Source organism: Nesterenkonia aethiopica (assembly GCF_039534665.1).
Taxonomy (GTDB): domain Bacteria; phylum Actinomycetota; class Actinomycetes; order Actinomycetales; family Micrococcaceae; genus Nesterenkonia; species Nesterenkonia aethiopica.
Map to the genome: position 1 here is coordinate 81,042 of NZ_BAAAVT010000015.1, position 20,812 is coordinate 101,853.

General features: G+C 70.3%; 16 protein-coding genes and 1 pseudogene. 5 read left to right on the top strand and 12 right to left on the bottom strand.

The window, feature by feature from the left end; translation table 11 throughout:
* Window positions 1-81 precede the first annotated feature (81 nt).
* The 9 genes from ABD658_RS11860 to ABD658_RS11900 form a co-directional block, all read right to left on the bottom strand.
* Window positions 82-1,152, bottom strand: coding sequence for a hypothetical protein (locus ABD658_RS11860; RefSeq protein ID WP_344680977.1), 1,071 nt, complete (start codon window positions 1,150-1,152; stop codon window positions 82-84).
* Window positions 1,153-1,289: 137 nt separating this feature from the next.
* The gene (locus ABD658_RS11865) at window positions 1,290-3,032 is read right to left on the bottom strand and encodes a sugar transferase (protein ID WP_344680975.1); all 1,743 of its coding nucleotides are present in this window, start codon (window positions 3,030-3,032) and stop codon (window positions 1,290-1,292) included.
* The gene (locus ABD658_RS11870) at window positions 3,029-3,889 is read right to left on the bottom strand and encodes an ATP-grasp fold amidoligase family protein (protein WP_344680973.1); all 861 of its coding nucleotides are present in this window, start codon (window positions 3,887-3,889) and stop codon (window positions 3,029-3,031) included. Before ABD658_RS11870 ends, ABD658_RS11865 begins: the two co-directional genes overlap by 4 nt.
* Window positions 3,886-5,340 carry a lipopolysaccharide biosynthesis protein gene (locus ABD658_RS11875; protein WP_344680971.1) on the bottom strand — a complete coding sequence of 485 codons (1,455 nt, stop codon included), beginning with the start codon at window positions 5,338-5,340 and terminating at the stop codon, window positions 3,886-3,888. The genes ABD658_RS11870 and ABD658_RS11875 overlap by 4 nt, the downstream gene beginning before the upstream one ends.
* Window positions 5,333-6,334 carry a glycosyltransferase family 2 protein gene (locus ABD658_RS11880; protein ID WP_344680969.1) on the bottom strand — a complete coding sequence of 334 codons (1,002 nt, stop codon included), beginning with the start codon at window positions 6,332-6,334 and terminating at the stop codon, window positions 5,333-5,335. Before ABD658_RS11880 ends, ABD658_RS11875 begins: the two co-directional genes overlap by 8 nt.
* Window positions 6,331-7,113: a WecB/TagA/CpsF family glycosyltransferase gene (locus ABD658_RS11885; RefSeq protein ID WP_344744625.1), complete on the bottom strand. Its 783-nt coding sequence runs from the start codon at window positions 7,111-7,113 to the stop codon at window positions 6,331-6,333. The genes ABD658_RS11880 and ABD658_RS11885 overlap by 4 nt, the downstream gene beginning before the upstream one ends.
* A gap of 313 nt (window positions 7,114-7,426) precedes the next feature.
* Window positions 7,427-9,988, bottom strand: coding sequence for a LuxR C-terminal-related transcriptional regulator (locus ABD658_RS11890; protein WP_344680965.1), 2,562 nt, complete (start codon window positions 9,986-9,988; stop codon window positions 7,427-7,429).
* Window positions 9,985-11,880, bottom strand: a complete 1,896-nt coding sequence (locus tag ABD658_RS11895) for a helix-turn-helix transcriptional regulator (protein ID WP_344680963.1) — start codon at window positions 11,878-11,880, stop codon at window positions 9,985-9,987. Before ABD658_RS11895 ends, ABD658_RS11890 begins: the two co-directional genes overlap by 4 nt.
* Window positions 11,881-11,979: 99 nt before the next feature.
* Window positions 11,980-12,570, bottom strand: a complete 591-nt coding sequence (locus tag ABD658_RS11900; protein ID WP_344680961.1) for a hypothetical protein — start codon at window positions 12,568-12,570, stop codon at window positions 11,980-11,982.
* Window positions 12,571-13,119: 549 nt separating this feature from the next.
* On the opposite strand from ABD658_RS11900, the gene ABD658_RS11905 reads away from it, so the two are divergent.
* From ABD658_RS11905 to ABD658_RS11925, 5 genes are all read left to right on the top strand, one after another.
* The gene (locus ABD658_RS11905; protein ID WP_344680959.1) at window positions 13,120-14,406 is read left to right on the top strand and encodes a HEPN domain-containing protein; all 1,287 of its coding nucleotides are present in this window, start codon (window positions 13,120-13,122) and stop codon (window positions 14,404-14,406) included.
* A gap of 168 nt (window positions 14,407-14,574) precedes the next feature.
* The gene (locus ABD658_RS11910) at window positions 14,575-15,207 is read left to right on the top strand and encodes a SipW-dependent-type signal peptide-containing protein (protein WP_344680957.1); all 633 of its coding nucleotides are present in this window, start codon (window positions 14,575-14,577) and stop codon (window positions 15,205-15,207) included.
* The gene (locus tag ABD658_RS11915) at window positions 15,204-15,839 is read left to right on the top strand and encodes a SipW-dependent-type signal peptide-containing protein (protein WP_344680955.1); all 636 of its coding nucleotides are present in this window, start codon (window positions 15,204-15,206) and stop codon (window positions 15,837-15,839) included. The genes ABD658_RS11910 and ABD658_RS11915 overlap by 4 nt, the downstream gene beginning before the upstream one ends.
* 29 nt (window positions 15,840-15,868) lie before the next feature.
* Window positions 15,869-17,191 carry a S26 family signal peptidase gene (locus ABD658_RS11920; protein WP_344680953.1) on the top strand — a complete coding sequence of 441 codons (1,323 nt, stop codon included), beginning with the start codon at window positions 15,869-15,871 and terminating at the stop codon, window positions 17,189-17,191.
* The gene (locus ABD658_RS11925; protein ID WP_344680951.1) at window positions 17,188-17,664 is read left to right on the top strand and encodes a hypothetical protein; all 477 of its coding nucleotides are present in this window, start codon (window positions 17,188-17,190) and stop codon (window positions 17,662-17,664) included. The genes ABD658_RS11920 and ABD658_RS11925 overlap by 4 nt, the downstream gene beginning before the upstream one ends.
* Before the next feature lie 337 nt (window positions 17,665-18,001).
* Here ABD658_RS11925 and ABD658_RS11930 read toward each other — a convergent pair whose 3' ends face one another.
* The 3 genes and pseudogenes from ABD658_RS11930 to ABD658_RS11940 form a co-directional block, all read right to left on the bottom strand.
* On the bottom strand, window positions 18,002-19,201 hold the full coding sequence (locus ABD658_RS11930) for an HTTM domain-containing protein (RefSeq protein WP_344680949.1): 1,200 nt from the start codon (window positions 19,199-19,201) through the stop codon (window positions 18,002-18,004).
* The gene (locus ABD658_RS11935; protein WP_344680947.1) at window positions 19,198-20,013 is read right to left on the bottom strand and encodes a DUF5819 family protein; all 816 of its coding nucleotides are present in this window, start codon (window positions 20,011-20,013) and stop codon (window positions 19,198-19,200) included. Before ABD658_RS11935 ends, ABD658_RS11930 begins: the two co-directional genes overlap by 4 nt.
* Window positions 20,014-20,193: 180 nt before the next feature.
* Window positions 20,194-20,812: pseudogene (locus ABD658_RS11940) on the bottom strand (hypothetical protein); the annotation flags it as partial.

The following is a 20,812-nucleotide window of genomic DNA, read 5'->3' on the forward strand; positions in this document are numbered from 1 at the left end:
CGGGTTCAGGGGCAGGGCCAGAGCGTGAGAGCTCATCGTCACGCCGGCGTCCCACGGCATGGGCCAGCATGGTGGACATGCTCATGACGCTCTCCTTCCCGAGGCGCAGACCTGCACATCGCCCGGGAACGACGCCGAAAGCCCTCCGACAAGGCCTGGAGGTGCACTCGCCGGAGGGCGGTCAGTGGGGGACGTACTCGCCTGCGGTGCCGGCACCACCGCCCGGAGCATCGGCAGGCTCCGCAGGCGCCGGCGGTCCTCTCCGGCAGGGACGCCGAGCTCCCGCAGCAGCACCAGGACCACGACGCCGGCGGTCAGCTGGACCAACAGCCTCAGCTCAGCGGCGGTTCCCGGATCCAACCGCCCGCTGTGCGTGAAGGTGCTGCGCAGGCGTGCCGCATGCTCCGCCCAGACGGCGGCCGGAACCTCGGGCGCCAGGACCTTGTCGACGCCGACCTGCTGGGCCAGATGTTCGAGCTTCCGGCGCAGCGTGGAATCCTTGATCTCCCGACGGCGCAGACCGGACGTGGTGACGAAGATCGCCTCGGCCGCGCCCAGCAGGACCAGCATGCTGGCCTCCGGGAACTCCTCGGAGAGCTCGGTGCCGGCCAGCAGCAGGGACAGTGCTGTCTCATGCTGGGTGCGCAGCTCGTACCAGCCTGTCAGCAGGTCTGCGAAGGCGACGTCCGCCGTGCAGAACATCGGCGGACCAGGTTCGGTCGGGTCCCCGTCGGCAGCGTCCCCGCCGACCGGTTCCCGGCGGGTGCCCGGCAGGTCTCGCGTCACCCAGACCTGCTCGGAGCTCTCGGAGCCGTCGGCCGCGATCCGAGTCTGGTACGTCACCGCGGGGCGTGGGGCCAGGCGGGCGAACGCCAGCAGACCGAGCACGCTCCTGATCTGTTCGTCCACCTCGGCGGCCGATGCCGGCCGACTCGGCACCAGGCGCAGCCGCACGGCCCTTCTCGAGCCCTGAGCAGGTTCCAGGGTGATCCTGGACGTAGCACCGCCGCGGGTGGAGCTGCCCTCCAACGGGAGGGTGCCGCGCCACGGCCCGGGTCCGGTCAGGCTGTCGGTGAGCTGCGGCTCGTCGAGGAGCAGCTGCGCCTCCACCAGGCGGCTGCCCGAGATCTCCTGTGCATGATTCGGTCTCATGGTTTCCCCAGTCCTGTCTGATGTCTCACTGCTCTCGTCGTCGTGCCTGTCATGCTCGTCGTCGCCTGCGGCACTGGTGCCCTCGCCGTCGCGACGGCGTCTCCGGCGGGCTCCGCCGAGACTGCCGCTCACGGGTGTCAGTACGCTCCGGCACCGCGCACCACCGCCCGGAGGGTGCGCAGCACGATGCCGATGTCGCTGGTCAACGACCAGTTCTCCACGTAGTAGAGGTCCAGCCGGACCGACTCCTCCCAGCTGAGGTCGGAGCGGCCGCCCACCTGCCAGGGCCCGGTGATGCCGGGCTTGACCAGCAGGCGACGCTCATCAGACTCCGCGTAGTTCTCCACTTCGCTGACCAGCGGCGGCCGCGGCCCCACCACGGACATCTCGCCGCGCAGCACGTTGAGGAACTGCGGCAGCTCGTCGATGCTGAGCCGGCGGATCACGGCGCCGACCCTCGTCACACGGGGGTCGTGGCGCATCTTGAACATCACCGTGTTCCCCTCGGAGACAGCCAGCAGGTCGTCCCGGCGTGCCTCGGCGTCGGTGACCATGGAGCGGAACTTCAGCATCCGGAACCGCTCGTGACGCAGCCCCACCCGCGTCTGGGAGAAGAGGGCCGGGCCGGGGCTGTCCAGCCGCACCAGCACCGCGACCACCGCCAGCAGAGGCAGCAGTCCCAGCAGCGCCGCCAGGGAGAAGCCGATGTCGAAGGCTCGCTTGAGCGCCGCCGCCGCGCCGCTGAGCTGCGGGTAGTCCACCTGGACCAGGGGAACCCCGTGCACGCTGGTGGTGTGCAGGCGGCTGGCGGAGACCTCACTCAACGACGGAGCCGTCACCAGTGTGACGTCCAGTGCGGCGAGCGCCCAGCCGAGTTCGCGCAGCGCCTGGGGCGTGAGCTGATCGGCGCCGGTGAGGATGACCGTGTCCGCAGCGTCCCGGGTGACGGCGTCGCGGGCCTGCGCGATGATCTGCTCCCGAGTGGCCCGAGACTCGGAGACGACGGCCCCCGGTGCGATCACGTCCTCGTCCCGGGGCTCCCGGATCAGCAGCCGCACGGGGAGGAAGCCGCTGTCCGGGCCGAGCCGCCGCAGGTGATCGGCCAGGTGGCCCACCTTGTCGCTCTCCCCGATGATCAGGGCGCGCCTGACCCCCTCACCGGATCCTCGGCGGCGCCGCAGCGTCCGCCGCCATGCGAGCCGGCCGAGGAGCAGGACGACCACACCAGCGGGGATCGCCGCCAGCGCCCAGGGCCGCAGAGATGCCTGCGGAAGCAGCAGTCCCAGCACCGCGGTCAGCCCCAGCACCGCGCCGGAGGCGGTGAGCACCCTCCCGAGCTCTCGAACGCCGGTGCCCAGGCGCCCGGGATCGCGGGTCCGGGCCACGGTCAGCAGCAGCCCCCACACCAGCAGCACACCGACCGAGAGGGACACCTCTCCGACGCCCGAGGGCACGACGCCGAGCACGTGGAGAGCCAGCAGGGTGACCAGGATGAGCAGCTGGTCCGTGGCGGCGATTCCGCCGGACACCCGGCGGTGCCAGCGACGCAGCTCGCCGGTGCCGACCAGCGAGACCGGCACCGCAGCGTCAGTGACCACGTCGTCAGTGACCACGGCGTCAGGGACCAGGACGCGCGGGGCGCCAGAGACTCCACGGCCCGCGCCTCCCGGGTCAGCGAGCCGCCATGCCCCTCGCCGGCGGTGGGTGAGCGTGCGCAGCTCGGCCGAGGCCTCCGCCCAGGTGTGAGGGACGGTCAACGCTGCAGCCGAGACCTGCTCGGACACCGGCCCAGACCACAGCTCAGGCGCCTGGTCCATCGGCGCGGCGCGCCCTCGGCTCGGGTCGACGGCGTCGCTCTCGGGGACGATGTCGAGACTCATCGCAGGCTCCCCTCGGGGGCGTCCATCCACCAGCGGCCCATCTCCAGGTCCACTTCCTCCGGCTCGAAGGGATCCATCCCACCCGACGGGTAGGGCGTGAGCTCCCCGAACCACGGCACGCCGTCGATCTCGTAGAAGTCCACCCGCATGAAGCCGAATCCGCCGCCCAGCGCCTCGGCGTGGGCGATCATCTCCGCCAGCGACGTCGGCCGCGGCGCCACCGGCTCCTGGGTGACGCCGTTGTAGAGGTCCAGGATCCGCCAGTCCGGGCTGTAGAACCGCTCACCGTGGTCGGCGGTGAAACGCCCCGAGGAGCGGTGCAGCATCTTCACCCGGCCGTGGAAGACATAGAACTTGTAGTCCACCAGGTCTCGGCCGCGGTCCCGGCTCAGGTCCGGCTCCACGATGAGGCTGTGGTCCGCCCACCGGTAGGCCCACTCCCCCAGGGCTGCCCGATCATAGGTGCGCAGCCAACCGCGTGTGATCCCCCGCAGCTCCTTCACGGTGGTGGATCGGTCCCCGAAGGCGACCATCCCACTGGCGTGGTTAGGCTTGATGACCCAGCGCTCCGGCAGGTCTGAGACGTCCAGATCGTCGACCTCGCGGCCGCGCCAGAGGGTCGCAGGCACCTGCAGCTGGGGGCACGTCCTGGCGGCGAACTCCTTCATCCGCGTCTTGTCACACGTCCAGGCGATCTGCTGGGTGCGTTCGGCCAGCATCCGGCGGGTCAGGGCCTCGGTGAAGCGGGTGGGGCGGCGGAAGTCGCCCCACCGGCCGAAGCGGCGGCGGTACATCACATGCCTCACCAGTGGGTCCGGGATGGGCCCGAGGAGCTGTCTCAGCGTGGTCCTCATCATCGGGTGCTCCTTGTCATGACGGTGACGTCGACGGCGTCGCCACCTGTGTCCTCATCGGTGTTCGTGAAGGCGTTCGCGGGGGTGAGGCCCGCGGGGGCGTCAGGGGGTGCAGCGGCCTCTCCGAGTGACCGCACTGCGGCACCGGTGCGGCGCGCGGCGACGAGCGCGCCGGGGAGCACCTGCAGCGTCACCACGACGGCGATCATCGCCATCGGCGGTGCGGCGGCCCCGAGGCCGTGGTGGACCCCGAGGACGCTCAGCGGCACCGCGCAGGCCAGGGCGGTGCAGGACATCAGGGCCTGCCACGTGAAGCCTGAGCGGTCAGTGAGCAGATTGATCTGGGTCAGATGCGCCGACTGCGCGACCAGCAGGATCGCCATGGCGGCGGTGAGCATCCAGGACGGCTGCAGCTCGCCGCCGGAGACCAGCCGGGAGACAGGGCGGGCCAGGAGCAGGTATCCGACGGCGGCGGCGAGTCCCAGCCCCGTCAGAGCCGCATTGGCCCGAATCCACAGTCCTCGGTCGAGGCCCCGGGAGAACCGCGGCCAGAACACGATGCCCGCCATGTACGTGACTGAGTAGATCGGCATGTAGAGCTGCAGGGCCAACGAGTATTCGCTCAGCTGCTCCGCAGTGGCGGCGGTGGCCAGCACGAACCGGCCGTGCTGCTCCAGCAGCACCATCCCGGCGCTGGCGATGAGCACCGGAAGCCCGCCGTACAGGATGCTGCCCATCGACGGCCGGGCGGCGCCCTTCGGGTACTCGCTCCCGGCCACGGTGCCGGCGTCGCGCCCTTCTGGCGAGGTGCCGCCGGAGCGTGCCGCCGCGCTCCGGCAGAGCAGCAGGAACACGACCATACCGAGCGGCAGTCCCAGCGCCAGCCACATGGGGCTGACACCCGCCGAGCCGGCGAGGATCACGTACGCCAGGTTGATGGCCGCGGGGACCAGGCCCAGCAGCACGAGCAGGTCCGCCCGGTCCTGGCCGATCAGCACCCGCTCCGCCAGGCCCAGCGGCAGAGTGAGCAGGAACATCACCAGGGAGATCGTCATCGCGGCGTCGAGCTGGCCGCTCAGTTCCGCGGGAGCGCCGAACGCCCACGACCACAGCCCCTCTCTCCCGACCACGACGACGAGCACGGATCCCATGAGGCCGACAACGGTCAGCAGCCGTGCGGTCCGGCGTCGCAGCTCAACAGCCTCCCGTCGGGCGGCTGAAGACTCGCCCGCTCGAGCCACGGCCCGCGAGACGGCCGCGCCGAGCCCCAGGTCGGCGAAGGGCACCGCCATGCGCAGCTGAGCCACCAGGACGATGAACCCGAAGGCGGCCGCTCCGGCGAAGTGCATCGTGAAGGCGGCACTGGTCAGGGTCAGGGCCGCGGCCACCGGCAGCACCGCGATACGCAGTCCGGCCGTGCGCACGAACGCGGAGACCCAGCTGCGTTCAGCCATGATGCACCGGCAGCCGGGGGGCGGCCATACCGCTCAGTCCCACCAGCAGAGCCGCGGGGTGAGCGCCCGCACGCAGCCCGGAGGCCAGCTCCCGGATCCCGCGGGACCAGGCGCGTGAGGCCAGCGCGCCGCGGGCCACCACGGAGGCCAGAAAGTCGGCCCGCGCGGCGGCCGGCACCTCCACCGCAAGGGAGTCGAGCCAGGCGCGGCTGCCCTGCCAGTCGAGGCTCCTAGAGACAGATCCGACGCTGCCCTGATGGACACGCACCAGGATGTCCGGGATGGTCTCGATGCGTACTCCGGCGCTCTCGAGTCGGATCAGCCAGTCCCAGTCCTGGTGCCGGTTCAGGCTGTCATCCCAGGGGACGTCCAGGGCGGTCTCGCGGGGGCACAGCAGGGTGGAGGTCTGCAGGAAGTTCCGGCGAAGCCGCACCGTGGAGCGGTCCAGCACATAGCCGACCACGCCGGGCGCCAGCACCCCGTCGGCTCCCCGCTGCGTGCTGTAGGGACGCTCCGGGACCGCCCGGGTGGAGGCGCCGACGAGCAGCGCGCGGCAGGACATCGCGGTGCCCTCGGCAGGCCGACGCCCGTCCTGCTCGGGGGCCGCCGGGCTGAGCCGGATCTGCGCCTCGGACTTCTCGGCGACCCAGTCGTCGTCATCGTCGAGGAAGGCCACCCACGGAGTCTCCGCGAACTGCACCCCGAGGTTGCGGGCCGCACCGGCGCCCTGTCGGCCGGCGGTGCACACCAGGCGATACTCCAGGCCGGTCAGGCGGCTCTGCACCACGGCCAGCGCATCGAGGTCGTCGACGACGACCAGCGGCATCGTGGGCACCGTCTGGCGCAGGGCGGAACGCACCGCCTCCCGCAGGCAGGGTCGCCCCACCGTAGGGATGACGGCGGTGACGAGCGGATCGGCGGAGAGCCCGCCGTCGAAAGGGCTCTCGGTGGGACCCTCCGCGGGGCCGTGTGCGGTCATGTCGTCGGAGCTCATGCCGCACCTCGCAGGATCAGGCGGGCCAGCCGCAGCGGCTCCACCAGGTAGCGGCCGGCGAATCGGCGCGGGTCGGAGGCCAGGCGCCAGGCCCACTCCAGTCCGATCCGTCCCAGCCACCGCGGCGCCAGAGACTGCGCTCCGGAGAGCTGGTCGATCGCTCCCCCGACTGTCGCGATCACCGGGATCTCCGTGCGGGCCCGCAGTGCGGTGGCGATCTGCTCCTGCAACGGCATCCCCATCCCGATGAGCAGGATCTCGGGTGCGAAGGCTCTCAGCCGAGCGACGACGTCGTCGAGGTCTTCAGGGGACCACGGGTCGGCGGGGAGGGACAGCACCTCGACGGCGTCGTCGGCACCCCCGCCGGTGCTGCCGGAGAGCTTCTCCGCGGCCCCAGCGTTGGAGGACGCGGAGGCGCCGAGCAGAGCGACGCGACGGACGGCCGGCAGGTGCACCGCCTGAGGGACCCAGTCCGTGGATCCCAGGCGGTGCCGCGGACCCAGCCGGGCCCGTCCGTCGCGCGTGATGTGGAGCCCCAGCAGCGCCAGGAGGGGCATCCCGTCGATCAGTCGGACCTCAGCCTGCTCGTAGAAGCGGCGGAAGGGCGCCTCAGTGCGCATCAGATATGCCGAATGCAGGTTGTGCCCGGCGACGGTGACCCGTCCCCCGGACGCGATCTCCCGGGCCAAACGCGCCAGCAGGGTCTCCTGGTCCATGGGAGTGACTCTGAGGTCCAGGATGGGGACGGTACGGACCGTCTCAAGTGCATATGTGGTCATCTCGCGATCCCTCCAGGTCATCGGCGATGAGTGCTCCAGGGGCACTCCTCCAACCTAGGAAGGCGCAGACGACGCCGGAATCCGTCGTTGCACGACGGCTGTCGTGACCGTATGCGTATCTTCCTCCGATGGAGCTGACCCGAGCTGCCCATAATCCGAACCTCAAGGCCTCAGCTGCTCACGCAGGCCGCGAAAGGTGCGTCAGCGAACCTGCGTCATCACCGCAGCGTCGCAGGTCAGCGCTGATTCAGCGCCACGTCGGACGGATTCACAGGACGTCTGCCCGACGGACTCCGGCGGGCGGGCGGGCGGCTCACCTCACAGGCGCGGCGGTGAGGTCGAGTCTCAGGCGCAGCGACAGCAGCTCCATCCGATTGCTGCAGCCGAACCGCTGCAGCATGCCGGAGATGGTCGCCTCCACGGTGCGGGCCGAGACGTGCAGATCACGGGCGATCTGTGCGGTGGTGCGCCCCGCGCGCAGCCCGGCCAGCACGGGCGCCTCACGGCCGGAGAGCGTCAGCGCGAACTGGTCTCGGAACAGCGTGGACGCCTCGCCCGGGCGCTGAGAGTCCAGGACAAGGTTGATCAGCCGGATGCGCAGTCCGCTGCTCAGCTCCTCCCGTCGGTCCCACAGTTTGGCCAGCACGGCGAGCCCCAGCAGGCGGGCGTGCGAACCGATGAGACGCTCTGCTGCGTCGACCGCCGCGACCGGGTCGTCTGTGTCCTGCGCTTCGGCGAACAGGCGGATGAGCCGGGGCCTTCCTGGGTCGTCCCGCCAGTGGGCTCGCTGCACCTGACGGGCGGCCCGGGAGGAACGGCGCAGCAGCACCATGAACAGCAGCAGCTGTTCCTGGGCCGTCTCACCCTCGGCGGCCGCCTGCTCTGCCAGGCCCTCGAGGCGACGACGCAGGTCATCCTCCCGCAGCCCTGCGGCGCTGAGCCGCAGGCCCTCCCCGGCGAGCCGAAGCCAAGGGATCCCGTCGGGAACTTCGGACTCCCGCAGCGCCGGTTCCCGGAGGACTGAATCCTGGAGGACCGGATCCTCGAGGAGCTCGCGCGGGGCCTGGGTCATCAATGACGCCGCCGCGGCGGCCAGATCTCGACTGAACCGGAACAGCCCGTACGTGTCACCCGCCGCGTGGATCCTCGCGGCAGAACAGGCACTGCGGCAGGCCACGTGCGCACGATCGTCCTGCATCGCGGGGAAGGCCGCCAGCAGGTCGCCGACTCCGGCGAGGGCGGGGCTGCGCAGACGACGTTCATTCCAGATGTCGGTCTCCACCCGCAGCATGTCGACCCGCCACCCGGAGGTGGCGGAGATGAGCAGCAGCATCGCCACCGCGCTCTCCTCAAGATCCGGGAACCCGCCTTCCCGGCGGAGGACGTCGATGAGGCTGGACAGCACCTCACGACCCAGGTCGGACTGGCGCCGGAGCCCCAGGAGAGCACCGGCCCACAACTGACTGAGCAGCGCCTCCTCGCAGTCCTCCGAGGCCCGCAGCCTCTGCAGGGCGGCCAGCAGCTCGTCGGTGCGGCCGACGTCCTCACTCAGCATCAGCACCTCGTCGAAGGTACTGGTGAGCGAGTCTCCACCAGCTCGGCCGCGGAGGGCCTTGATCACGGGCCGAGCCTTCTCGGGGTGGAACAGTCGGATGCGTTCGGCGACGAGGACGGCCGCCCTGATCTCGGCTCGGTCGGCGTCCTCCGGGAGGGAAGCCAGGCGGTGAAGTGCAGAGTCGACGGCGCCCAGAGCGTTGTCAGCGCGCGCGGCCAGCACCATCAGCTCGGCGGACGGACGGGCGTAGAGATCGACGAGGACCTGCACCATCCGGTACCAGGAGGCCGCGAGTCCTCGACGGGCCAGCTCGGCGGCCTCGGGCTGGTCGGGAGTCTGCTGTGCACGGGCGCGCCACCAGCTCAGCGCCGTCGCAGAGGATTCGCCGCCCTGGGACATGTCGATGCTGCGGCCCTGGCTGTGCCACCAACGCAGGATGTCCGGCCAGCGCATCTCGCCGAGGATCATCACACGCACCGCTTCGGCGGTGACGCGCAGGTCTGACCAGCCTCGGACAGCTGAGGTCTCAAAGCCCAGGATGCCTTGGGCCATGAGGCTAGCGAGCGGCTCGTCACCGTAATGGCTCACAGCGTGCTGCTCTGGGATGCGGCCTGCCACGGCGACCAGAGTCAGCAGCTCTCGCTCCTCCACGTCGAGCCCCAGCAGCAGGGTGTCACCACCTCCGGACAGCGACCGATGGAGCTCGTCCTCGTCGGTGTCCCATTCCCAGAACCCCTCGTACTCCCGAAGGGTTCCGCAGCTCTGAGCCATCGCCAGCAGTCGCTCCGCGAGCGCCGGCTGCCCGGCCGAGAGATGGTACAGACGCCGCACCACCCGAAGTGACACCGGCCCTCCGAGGTGCCGCCTGATCTGAACGCCAAGCTCACGGGCGCTGATCGTCCCGGGGATCACCTCGCGCAGATGCCCCGTCCGCTCGAGCTCGCGCAGGCGGGCGGGAACGTCCTGGGCGGAGCGGACCACCACCAGGAGGCGTCGGCGTCCTGAGCTGCAGAGGCTGACGAGGTCCTCCACCACGTCGTCCTCCAGCTGACCGGGCCACAGCACCACCACCGGTCCGTCCCGTCCCCGCTGCCCTGCGGCCATGGCGGCAGTCTCGATTGGCCGGGGCTGGTGTCCTCCCAAGCCGTCGATGATCGCCAGCACCGAGGACTTCCGCATCGCAACGAGCAGCTCCTCGACGCCCCAGTGCCCGGGCAGATGGAGTATCCACGAGTCCCCCGCCGCGTCGTCCAGGAAACGGTGGGCGAGCCGTCCGGACAAAGGCGGATCCTGCGCCCGGGGGTACGGACTGCGGGTCATCGGCGGTCTCCTTCCTCGAAGAGCTGGGCGCGAAGCTCGGTGCGCGAGCCGACGCCGAGCTTGCGGTAGGTGTTGCGCACGTGGCTCTGCACGGTGCGCTGGGAGACCCTCAGGGCATCCGCGATCTCCGCCAGGCTCAGGCCTTGGACGGCCTGTGCCGTGACCTCCCGCTCCCGGGCCGAGAGCAGCGCCATGCGGTTCCGTCCGGCAGCGGTCAGTCCCGTGATGTCGGACGGAGGACGGACGGGGCGCCGTGCGACGGAGGCGACGCGGAACCGACCACCCCGACCCTCCAGGGCGGCGACGGCGGCCTGGACGCGGTGCGGAGCGCCGTCCAGTCGGGCGACGAGCAGATCCACCACCTCCTCCTCAACGCCGGCTTCGCGGGCCTGACGGATCAGCGGGTCCAGCGTCTCCACTGGCAGGGCGTCCAGGCCCCGGAGGATCAGGCAGCGCAGCACCACCCGTCGATGCGGCCTGTCCTGCGGCACTGCGTGAAGCGCACGCAGGAGGTGCTCGGCATCGCCGAGGCCGACCGCATCGAGCAGGCAGCCCACGGAGATCAGCGCCTGCCGCCAGGGCGAATCGTAGAAGCCCTGAGTGCGCGGCGGGACGTATCCCGGAGGGCCCAACAGCTCCTCGGCCCGCCCGCCTTCGACCGCATGGTCGAGGGCCTCCAACAGTGCCCGGCGGACGGGCCCCTGCGGCAGGCCTCCGTCAAATTGGGCCCAGATGTCCTCCAGGAGGTTCCTCAGATCATCCAGCGGCTCCCCGCAGATGAGGTCCTGGAGCATGCGCAGCAGCTCCGTGCTGGTGGTCCGGAGCAGGACCCGGCCCTCCGACTCCCCCTCGAACCAGTCCTCCGGGAGGACATCCTCCTCCGGAGCCAGCATCAGCCGGGAAGCTCCGAGGACGCAGGCGACCCAGTTCGCCGCAATGATCGGCACCTCGCGGAAGGGCACACCGCTCAGCGCCGTCACCCCGCTGGTGGAGTCCGGAGGAGCCTGGTGAGCAGCCCGGCAGACCTCCAGCGTCTTCAGCAGCACCCGTCCGAGTCGGGCGAGGTCCGGATCGGACTTCCCTGTCCTGTCCAGCCTCCCCTCCGGTGTCCTCTCCCTGCTCACTGGCAGCGCCGATGCCGCTGCTCCCGGATGCGGACCTTCTCCGAAGGACAGTGCCTCAGGCGACGGCAGGGGGGTCACGTCTCCCGCGGCGTGCACCTGCAGGTGGGTCAGCGCCCGCAGGAGATCGTCAAGATCAGGATGCGTCCGCGCGGCGGCGGCCAGGTCGGCGAGACGGCGCTCGCCCGCCTCGACGTCCCGGAGCAGCACGATGTCGATGAAGGCGAGCAGCCCGAGCGTGGTGGGGTCCGAGCCTGGGGCCACAGACCGCAGCAGACGCAGGGCCCGACGGGGAGCCCCGACGGCGATCTCACAGCAGGCCTGAAGGTGGACGCGATCGACGTCGTCGGCCGGCAGTGCGTGGAGGAGGAACTGAGCCTGATCGAGGAGGCCACGCTCCAACAGATCCCAGGCGGCGGCGCGAGCGTCAGCCGGGGGCACCGGCCGCCCTCGTGACCAGGCGTGCAAGGTGCCCGCGGGAGTCCGGGGTGGCTCTTCCTCGGGCTGACGAGCCATCACCAGACTGTGCTGATGGACCGGTCGGCTGATGGCCACACCAGTGCGGGTGATCGTCAGCAGACCTGCTTCCTCCAGGGGGAAGATCGCCTCGCGGAGCAGATCGGAGGCCATCGCGTCATCCACCGGCACCTCTCCCTGGAGCGCCACGGCGCGCAGCGCCTGGACGGCGAGGGCGCCGAACGCCTCGCTCAGGCGTACGAGCTCGGCGTCGGCGGCACGGCGGTCCATCCACTGGGGCGGCCGCACCACCACACTGCGTGAGTCGACGGTGCCTATCCAGCCCTGCGCCGTCCCGTGTCGCGCCAGGAGGGCGAGGTCCTCGGGCACACCGCCGGAGCAGGTATGCAGGTATCAGGCCAACGCCGCCGTCGGCGGCTCCTCCAGCAGCTGTGCCAGCAGCGTCCGCGTCTCCTCCAGAGTGAGTGTGGTCAGCTCCAAGTGCAGTCCCCGCGGTCCGTTCAGCACGCGAGCCAGACGCCGGGCGATCGTCGACGGCCCGGAGGCGGTCATCAGCACACCCACTCGGTGGGATCGGATCACCGCGTCGAGCACCTCCGCGGAATCCTCATCGAGCAGATCGGCCTGGTCGATGAGGAGGTGGTGCTCTCCCGTGCCGGTCACCGACTCGGGGCCTCCGGCAGTGCCGTCGATGAGCCTGCGAGCCGCCTCCTGCACGCCGAGCTCCTGCAGGATGTGCAGACGGCGGGTCAGCAGCCTGCCCGGGGCCTCCACCGTGGCGATGACCTCGAGCATCGCCTGGGCACGCGTCGCTCCCTGGGCGAGCAGAGCCGCTCGCTCCGTGCCGAAGGGGCCGGTGACCAGCACCACCGGTGCCACGACCTCCAGGCAGTGCTGCTCAAGCGCGGTCCGAGCCAGAGGCGCAGAGGTGCCACGGCGCGGGCAGGCGCCGGACGATGCCTGGGGGTACGTCGAGTCGGGCATGGGGGCATCCTTTTCCGTGGGCCCAGGAGACTCCTCGCCTGGGGAGCCGCGCCGCCGTATCGGATGCCCCAGATGGGAGCGCGATGGGAAGACAGTCACCCACTCTTCCGACCACTAGGATTCCCTGGGGGGGCGATTCCTCCGGCCCATGAATCCTGTTGATCAGACGAACAGATGTCCTGTCCTCATCTGTCTTTGAATGCACTATCTCACATTCCCCGTGCCGAAGGGGACCGGAGCGAATCTCGCGCACGCCTCCCCGGCGCAGCGCATCTCGACGTGACGCTTCGTGACCACGCCGCGCTCGCATGTCGCATAGGAGCACCAGGTCAGCGCGATTGTGACTCCCCAGTTCACCAGAGAAGGCGTGAAAGTGTTTCAATGAGGAGGTTGTGAGGACTGGTCTGAACCGTGTCTTTCAGGCTCCGCAGTGACCGGTGCTCCCGCTCAGAAGGCGCTGATCCGAGCTCCGCTCCGGGTCAGGAACCCATGACGATTCCCCGCGTCCGGGCCCGCAGCGCGCCCTCCGTCACCCGAGGAACGACGACCGTGATCTTGCAGCAGCACCTGTCCGGCACGTGGTGGCCGCACGACAGGCTCTCTCCCCGACGCCCCGGCACGTTGACCGTGAGTCGGTCCCAGGGCGGGCATCTGCGTCTCCGCTCGGGCGACGTCCCGCCCGTCCCCGCCTGGAGCACGGGCGTGTTCCATGGCCTGCTGGAGGGTCCGGCCGCCGATCCCGCCACCGAACGGGCCGCCGCCGCTCTGGTCCCCACCGAGCAGGTGACCGGTCGGCCGGTGACCCTGTTCGGCACGCTGCCCCTCCAGGGCGATGACAGCCCGACTCCCGACGAGGGGGAGGTCGCCGTCGACGCGATGCTCGTCGGCGAGACCGTCGAGTCCCCCGATGAGCACCGTTTCCGCCGAGCCCTTCTCGAGATCCCGGAGCTCACTCCCTGGAGCTCTGGGAAAGTCGCGGACGAGGAGGCGGGATCAGAGGCCGCCGAGGGGGATCCTGTCTCCGTCGCGGTGCCGTGCCGCATCGGTCAGCACGCTGAGACCCACAGTCTGCGATTCACCCCCGATCCCTCCCGCGGCCACGTCCAGGTGGCCGTGACGGACCGTGACCCTGAAGGGCTGTCGGTGGAGGAGATACGGCGCAACGCACACGCCGTCCAGGATCTGTTCTCCCTGGCCTCGCTGGCCCCTCCGTCCGCGATGCACGCCCTCATCCCCACCGGTGAGACAGACGACGAGGCCCAGCTCTTCTGGCGCCAGACGCTGTCCTTCCCTTCCCAGATCGCCCCACGAGGAGCCCTGATCTTCTCTGCGGCAGACCTGGCGATCACCACGGCCCTGCCGAGGTGGTACGAGCTGCGCCGGAAGCACCGCGTCACCGTGGACCTGCTCATGGGCATGCTTCGCGCTCCGCACCGCTACACCGAGCTGAACCTGCTGGTGGTCGTCGCCGCCGCAGAGGCGCTCTTCGCCACCACCGACAACCGGTCGAAGCGCCAGCGGAAGGACTCCACGCTGCGCCTCAAGCTGGTGGCGATGGCCGAGCGCGTGAAGCTGGCGGACCGGATCGGTGTCAAGCTGCCGGTCCAAGTATGGGCCGAGCGCACAGCCCGACTGCGGAATTCCTTCACCCATACGGGTGGGGCCACCGACTACACGGAGGAGCAGCTCGGCGAGCTCGTCGGCCTGACCACCGCGGTGGTGGTGGCCAACCTCGTCCAGGACCTGGGAGTCCCGCCGGAGGCGTGGGCCCGCGGGCTGGCCCGGAACCCGGCCCTTCGTCTGCAGCGCCCGGCCGACGCGGCGACGCTCTTCTGACCCCAGCTGCGCAGACCCCCGCTGCACTGGCGACCCCGTGGAAACCCTTGCTCCAGAGGGTGAAGCGCATTACATTCGACAGGGACGCTCGGCAGCTGAACCGGCCTGCCTTCGGGGCGGGACGGTTCAGCATTCCGCGGGCGCGACTCACTCGTCCAGGGGGCATCCATGACCGAGGCACGCACACCCGCACAGAAGACCGCCCGTCGCCGGAAGGTCCAGGCCGTACTGGCCGGAGGACTCGTCCTGGGCCTAGGGGCGGCGGTGACGATGGCCAATTGGAACGACTCGGAGTTCGCGGAAGGACTCTTCGGCTCGGCGTCGTTCAACCTGGAGGGGTCCACCGACGGCGAGGCCTACACCGACCATGACGCCGTCGACGAGGCCGCCCAGCTGACCTTCGCGGCGGACAACATGACCCCGGGGCAGACCGTCTACGCGCCGTTCTGGGTGCGCCTGGACGCCGACACCACCATCGACGGATCCGTGGAGGCCTCAGACGGCATCGGCGTGGTCGCCTCCAGCGGGGAGAACGCGGCGCACCTGTCCTACGAGGTGCTGGCCGACCCGGACTCCTGCGATGCGGCAGGCGCCGCCAGCGGCACCTCGGTGGCATCCGGTGCGGACCTCAGCGAGGGAATCGGCAGCACCACCTCCTTCGACCTGTCCGCCGGGGACGGCGACGCCGGCACACCTGTGCTGCTGTGCTTCGAAGTCCAGGCCAGTCAGGACGACTTCCTCCAGGATGACACCACGGAGGTGACCTGGGAGGTCACGGCGACCTCGGTCGACAACCCATGACCGGGGCGGCGCCGGCCTCTGCCGAGGGGCCCCGCCGCGGACGCCGTGGCCAGCTCTCCCGGAGGATCCGGGCTCTGGCGGCAAGCGGCCTGGTGCTCGGCGTGGGAGCCTCGGTGACGCTGGCATCGTGGAACGACTCGGAGTTCGCCGGAGGCACCGTCTCGGCCGGGCACTTCACCCTGGAGGGCTCCACCGACGGGTCGACCTTCCGCACTACGGACGCGGAGGACCCCCATCAGCTGAGCTTCACCGTGGCCAGTGGGCTGACCCCTGGCCAGCGCACCTACGCCCTGTTCAGCGTGCGCACCGCAGCCGGGTCCGCCGGTGGGACCGTGCAGCTGCAGGGCGACGACGGCAACACCGGCACCTTGGCGAATGCGATGACCTACGGGGTGCGGACCATCTCGGGAACCACCTGCAACGCAGCCAGCTTCGACGCTGGGACCGTGGTGGTGTCCCGGGGCACGGCGCTCACCGGCGACGCGGCAGACAGTCAGACTGTCGCGGCGGACCAGGGCTCCGAGGTGCACTATTGCCTGGAGCTGACCCTGTCCTCCACCGCCCCGAATCAGGTCCAGGGCACCTCGACGACGCCGCTGTGGCGCGCCGTGGGGACCTCCTCGAGCGGGTGAGCGCCGTGTCCCGTATCCGGAAAGCGTGCGTGGAGGTGCTGCTGTGGCTCGCCGCCCTGGCGGGTCTGACGGCGATCGTGCTGGTGATATGCGCTCATCTGTTCGGCATCTCGCTGATCCTGTTCCGCACCGGCTCCATGGAACCTACGATCCCCCAGGGCTCCGCCGCAGTGGTCCGGGAGGTCCCCGCCGCCGTCGTGGAGGTCGGCGATGTCGTGACGGTCGACCGGCCGGACCAGATGCCGGTGACGCACCGGGTGACGTCGGTGAGCGCGGGTCAGGCGCTCGAGGAACGGGTGCTCACCATGCAGGGGGACGCCAATGACTCCGAGGACCCCTACCCGTACACCGTGACCGAGGTGCGCGAGGTGCTCTGGTCGGTGCCGGGTCTGGCCCAGCCCATCCACCGCATGGGTGATCCCTGGCTGATGGGCACCATCACGATGGCCGCCGCCCTGCTGGTCGGCTGGGCGTTCTGGCCACGGGACGACGGATCGACACCGTCGCGACGGCACCGTCCCCGCCACGCCTCCGCACCCAGTGCCCGTGCCCTGGCGGTGATGGTCGGGGGTTGCACGGCGCTCACCGCCGGTGGACTGCTGATGGCGGACGCCCCGGCGGCCCACGCCGTGGCCCTCGATGATGAGCCTCAGGTGGAGGTGATCGCCGGACAGCACCTGCAGCTGACGTCCTCCTACCTGCCGCAGGCCTCCCGCACACTGGCACCCGGTGAGGTGGTGCCCTGGGAGGTCGCCGTGGAGACTGATGCGCCGGGGCCGGGCGAGCTCCGTCTCGGTCTCAGCAGCACCGGGGACGTCCCGCTGAGGGTGCGCGTGGAGTCCTGCGGGGTTCCGTGGGCTGACCCGGGGCTGACCGCCGAGGCGGTGTGTCCGGACGGGGCCGTGGTGCTCCGGGAGGCCGAGGACGTACCCCGGGACGGGTCGGTGGAGTCGCTCGGGGCGGTCGACGCCACCGACCCGCAGTGGTTGCGTGTCCTGGTGGCATTGAGCGACGGGGCGTCGTCCGAGCCGTCCTCCGGGCTGACGTCCCTGCGGGTGTATGCGGAGGCCTTCGGCGACGACCTGACGGTGACCCCACCGAGCACGGAGGGCCCCCCGAGCCCGGACGACGTGCCGGGCCAGGGGGCGGAGGATCACGTGCCGGGAGCCGACGACCCGACGGCACGTGAGCCCGAAGACCTGGCCAGCACGGGAGCAGCGCTGCTGCTCCTGCTGCTCGCCGCCGTGGGATCCCTGGTGGTGGGGCACCTGCTCCGCCGTCGGCGCCGAGCTCCCGCCAGGTCGGCGGATGCGGCGGACCCCGCCGGCACCGGCGATGGGGAGGTGCGATGATGCGACGCCTCCTGGCCGCGACCGCCGTGCTGGGTCTGGTCTGCCTCGGCGCCTCAAGTTCAGTGGCGCCCCGCATCGAACCGACGGAGGCCTCATGGACCCACCAGCAGCCTGCAGGCGCGGCCACGCTGTCTGCGGCGACGGTGCCGCCCGTGGCCAACCTGAGCTGCTCAGGCTCGCTGCTGCTGGGACGGCTGACCATCACCTGGTCACATCCTGCCGGCACGCTGCCACGCCAGGGCTACCAGATCCAGCGCTTCTCCTCCCCCACCTCCAACACGCCCACGCACACCTTCACCGTGGGCCCGAACGCCACGCAGTACGTCAACAGCAACCTGGCCCTGCTGAACACCACACGGTGGGAGGTGCGCACCGTCGGGCCGGGAGGCTGGACCTCGGCCCCGTGGGCCATGCAGGTGGTGCAGCTGGCCACCGCGCTCTCCTGCACCCCCGAGTCCGGGCCTCGCGTCTGAGAATCCCACACCCGAGAGCGCCGTGCTCTAGGGTTCGGCAAGATTCCTGGAGAAAACCGAACGGGAACTGTTGCCATGAGCAATGATGCATTGTCAGGATGGCAGTGCGCCCGCAGGTGAGGGGCGCCGACGGATCAAGCAGGGGGAATCCCTGATTGACGAGTGGCAGCGACACCTACGGATGCTCAGGACGATCTGCGGGCCGAACCGCATTCTCCTCGCACGGTTCAGCGGCGAAGGACCCTGACGCGTCCGCCTCGCGCCCTCTTCGCTGGTCCGGCACCTGGTCTCCCTGGGTGACCGGACCAGCGGCCTGTCCGGCCGGAGACACGCCGCCTCAGCGGCGCGTGCGGCGCCCTGCCCCGGCCGGTGCGGTCCCTGCCTCCGTTGTCTCCCGTGGCCCCTCCCCCACGGCCGAATCGAGGGGTTCCGCGGCCGTGCCGCCCCCATCCGCGCCGGACGCGCCACCCACAGGTGCCCTGGGCGCCGGGCGGCGAGCGAGGACCTTCTGCACAGGCTCGGGGCTATGACGGCGTACCCACTGCTGGGTCCGCGCAGTCATCCTCTCGATGCCCTGCCAGGTACGACTCGAGACGAAGATCGCGTCGAAGGCCAGCATCGCCAGGGAGAACCATGGCAGGCCCATCATGACAGCGATGCCGCCGTGCAGCAGAACGACGCCGATCAGTGCCAGACGGCGGCTGACCGGGTGGAGCAGCCCGACGGCGAAGAACAGCTGCACATACACCGAGAAATAGGTCAATGCGGTGAGCAGCACCGGGTTGCCCGTGACCAGGCTGTTCAGCCAAGGGAAGACACCGTACTCATGGAGGCTGAGCGGGTAGTACAGCGCCGTGCCCGCCTGCCACGTGGATCCTTGGACCTTGTACAGGGCGGAGGCGGTGTACAGGATGAAGATCTGGCAGGCGAGACCGATCAGCGCCACATTGTGGATGAGGCTGGTCCACCAGCCGGGGAACACCGGCAGGGAGTGCCACAGATGCGCTAAGGGACCCAGCTGGCCGGCGGCCGCACGCTGCTCGCCGCGTCGACGTCGTCGGGCGTCCAGCGACCAGTGCGCGGAGGTGTTCATCAGCACCATGAGCAGCAGCCCGATCCGGGCGATGTTGTCTCCCTGATCTCCCATCGGGGAAGCACGCTCCACCAGGGCGGCCATCCCGACGGCGAGCAGGAGGGTCGTGAAGCGCGTGCGCCAGCCGATGATGACCGCCACGGCCAGCCCCATCAGGGCCAGGTACATCAGTGTGAACATGGCCGGCGACTCCACCTCGAGGACGTCGACGAGCTCGCCGAAGGCGTTGACCTCCCGATAGGGCTCCGCCCAGAAGGACCCCACCCCCCACAGGATGTGCCGCGAGGTGAAGTTGGTCAGCAGCAGTCCGAGCATGGCCACGCCGACGAGGATGCGGGTGGCCGAAAGGCCATAGAGGGCGTTCTGCTGGAGCAGCAGCCAGCCCTGGCCGCGGAGGTTCCAGTCCCTGAGAGGCCGGATCAAGTGGTCTCGCAGGAGGTTCATCGCCAGTCCCCTCCCTGCTCCAAGTAGGGCGCGAAGTGTGCGATCTCCTCGTCGGTGAGGTCTGTCGCGGCGCGCCACCCGTACTCCCGTTCGGTGCGGGTGGTGTCGTCGATCATCCGTTCCTCGTCGTCCCAGGACGGCGCGGGACGGGTGGAGGTGCGGTACTGGACGTGGAGGATCTCCCCATCGCCACCCCAGATGGCCTCTGCCGCCCCTGTAGCGATGCGGGTGGCCGCAGCATCTGCCGTCATGTAGCGGTTGATGTCGTCAGCGCCGGCGCCGCCGATTACGTCCGACAGGCGCTCCCGGAGCTGGTCTACGGACGTGTCGGTGTAGCTGGCCTTGAGCCAGTCGCGCTGTTCCGCATTCATGTCACTGATGGCAGCGTGGAGGCGGTCCACGGTGCGGCGTGAGATCTTCGCGGTGCGGGCGGGGAACGGGTTACCCGCCACGATGCCGTCCTCGTTGTCGATGAGATCCGCCCAGTCGGTACGCGCTGTCTCTCCAGTGTCAGGGTCCTCCACGATGGCGCGGATCTCGAAGGTGACCGCCACTCGCCGGGGGTTCGGAGCAAAGATCGACCAGTTCTGGCCGAACCAGGGCTGGATGTACTCACGGACCCATTCTTGACCCACGGCGTCCCGAGCCGGAGTGCTGGGAGCAACCCACAGCCCGATGATCAGCGTGTGGATGAGCACGAGTGCCACCAGGGGCCAGGTCAGGGCGCGGGCCCCGCCGGGCAGGTGCCGCAGTGCGCGCCGAGTCTGAGCCAGCTGGGGGTCAGCTTTGTTGGGTACGTCTGGTCTGGTCACGGAGCCTTGTCACTTTCCAGGTGGTGCGGTGCTGGAACAACAGCAGCGGGCGAGGTCCGCAGCTGTCAAGGGCGGACGTGGTGCGGGGCGCCTCAGGAACTGACGAGCTGGCGGCGCCATCACCGGTGCAGGTGATTGCGCCGCCAGCTGCGTGTGCTCCGCTGATCAGCTCATGGCTGGTCAGCTGGTGCGGCGAACCTTCGCGAAGGCGACTACACCGGAGCCGACGACGACGAGCAGCAAGGCCATCAGGCCCAGACTGATCGCGCCGGAGACACCCGTGGAGGCGAGGTCGTCGCCCGGCTTGCCGTCGCCCGGCTTACCGTCGCCGTCCTCAGCACCGGTTCCCGGGTCGACAGTTCCGGTGCTGTCCTCGCCGGCGGTAGCCGGCTCAGCAACCGTCACAGTCTCGGAGGCCGAGACGGACGGGTCGGAATCGTCGGTGGCGGTGACGGTCAGCTCGCCCGGCTGGGTGCCCTCAGGGACAGTCCAGTCGATGGAGAAGCCGCCGTCGGAGTCCACCTGGACGCCTTCGATGGTGTCGATGACGTTGCCGTCCTCGTCGGTGATCACCACGGTGACCGTGGAGTCGGGCACGAAGCCCTCGCCCTCGACCGTGACGTCGTCACCCGGAGTGACGGTGTCCGGCTCGACGGTGATGGACGGGTCGTACTCGGTGCCGTCCTCAACGCCATCCTCGGTGCCGTCCTCAACGCCATCCTCGGTGCCGTCCTCAACGCCATCCTCGGTGCCGTCCTCAACGCCATCCTCGGTGCCGTCCTCAACGCCATCCTTCGGT